This window comes from Amycolatopsis sp. NPDC023774 (assembly GCF_040639695.1).
Lineage (GTDB): Bacteria > Actinomycetota > Actinomycetes > Mycobacteriales > Pseudonocardiaceae > Amycolatopsis.
The window spans coordinates 1-1,618 of record NZ_JBFAAJ010000108.1 but is presented as its reverse complement, the minus strand read 5'-3'; the positions used below and the strand labels follow the sequence as shown (position 1 = coordinate 1,618).

Annotated in this window: 2 protein-coding genes; one reads left to right on the top strand and one right to left on the bottom strand. The window is 71.0% G+C overall.

The genetic code is table 11. From position 1 onward, the window contains the following. Positions 1–341, bottom strand: a 341-nt coding sequence (locus AB0F91_RS47175; RefSeq protein WP_360609058.1) for a helix-turn-helix domain-containing protein, incomplete at its 3' end; no start/stop codon positions are given. Positions 342–440: 99 nt separating this feature from the next. On the opposite strand from AB0F91_RS47175, the gene AB0F91_RS47170 reads away from it, so the two are divergent. Then, on the top strand, positions 441–1,618 hold a 1,178-nt coding region (locus AB0F91_RS47170; protein WP_360609056.1), incomplete at its 3' end, for a carboxylesterase family protein.

The window sequence follows — 1,618 nt, the reverse complement described above, 5'->3', positions numbered from 1 at the left end:
GGTTGGACGAGGGTGATCCGGGCCAGCGCCCGGCCGGTGGGCGTGGCGAGGAAGGCAGCCAGGTCGGTGAAGAAGGCCGTCAGGTCCTCACGGATGGAGCCGGTGTCCGGACAGGGCAGCTCAGCATCCAGACGATCGGAGAGGGCCTCGAGGATCAGGGCGTTGCGGGTGCCCCATCGGCGGTAGACGGAGGTCTCGTGGACCCCGGCGCGGGCGGCGATGTCGGCGACGCGAGCACCCGCCAGGCCCTCGGCGGCCAGGAGTTCGGTAGTGGCCTCGAGGACGGCTCGGCGTACGGCGGCGCCGCGACGGTGCGAGGGGCCCGGGCGGGGTGGCGCCATACCTCTCATCATCGCAAGTCGAGTTGCGTTCTGCCGGAAAGGGAGCTTCACTGGGTGTAACGCAAGTTGACTTGCGTTGGGTGATCCGAGGAGGTTTCTGTGCTCACCACCATGGCCAAGACCGCCGATGGCGTGCTGCGCGGGCGGGTCGAGGACGGCCTGACCGTTTTCCGGGGTGTGCGCTATGCGACCTGCGAGCGGTTCGGCCCGCCCCGCCGGGTGCCCGCCTGGAGCGGGGAGCGCGACGCCACCGTCGACGGTCCGATCGCCCCGCAGAGGCCGTCCCGGCTGGAGCCCGTCATGGGTGCTCCGGAGCCCCACGAACAGGGTGAGGACTGCCTGAACCTGACCATCACCACTCCTGGTGCCGACGATCGTGCCCGGCCGGTGCTGGTGTGGTTCCACGGCGGCGCCTGGATCTCGGGCGCCGGCTCGTGGAAGTGGTACGGCGGTCACCGGCTGGCCCGGGAAGGCGACGTGGTCGTCGTCTCGGTCAGCTACCGGCTGGGCGTGCTCGGTTATCTGCGTGCCCCGGGGATCTCCGAGGGCAACCTGGGCCTTGCCGACCAGCTCGCCGCGCTGAGGTGGGTGCACCAGAACATCGCCGCCTTCGGTGGTGACCCGGACGCGGTGACGGTGGCCGGCCAGTCCGCAGGTGGCCACACCGTGCAGTGCCTCCTGGGCATGCCCGCCGCCGAGAACCTCTTCCGCCGGGCCATCCTCCAAAGTGCGCCGGGTTTCGACCTCACTAGTGCCCGCACCGCCCAGCGTGCCGCCCAACGATTCCTCACCCGGCTCGGTGAGGACCCGCGCGCCGCCTCGGTGCCCGACATCCTCGATGCCCAGAGCGTGGTCGCGCGCGCAGCCGCCGGCAGGTTCGGGCTGAAGATCATCTCCCCGTTCTGTCCCATCCCCGGAGTCGGACCCCTCCCGGACGAGGCAGGCTGGACCAGCTGCCTCGTCCACCGCGCGCCCACGCTGGACGTCATCATCGGCACCACCGCACGCGAGATGAGCGCCTTCTACACCTTGAATCCGGCGCTGCGCAGCCTGCGCCGAGTTCCCGCCGTGGGACCAGTGATCGCCAACACCTGGGAACGTCACGCGAGCGACGCCGTGTGCAACCGCCCCACCCGTCGCCTGGCTGCCCGCCTCAACGACAGCGGGGCGCGCGTGTGGGCCTACCGCTTTGACTACGCCCCGCCCGCGTCCCCCTTCGGGGCCACCCATTGCATCGAGCTGCCCTTCCTGTTCGGCACCGACGCCGACTGGGCCAC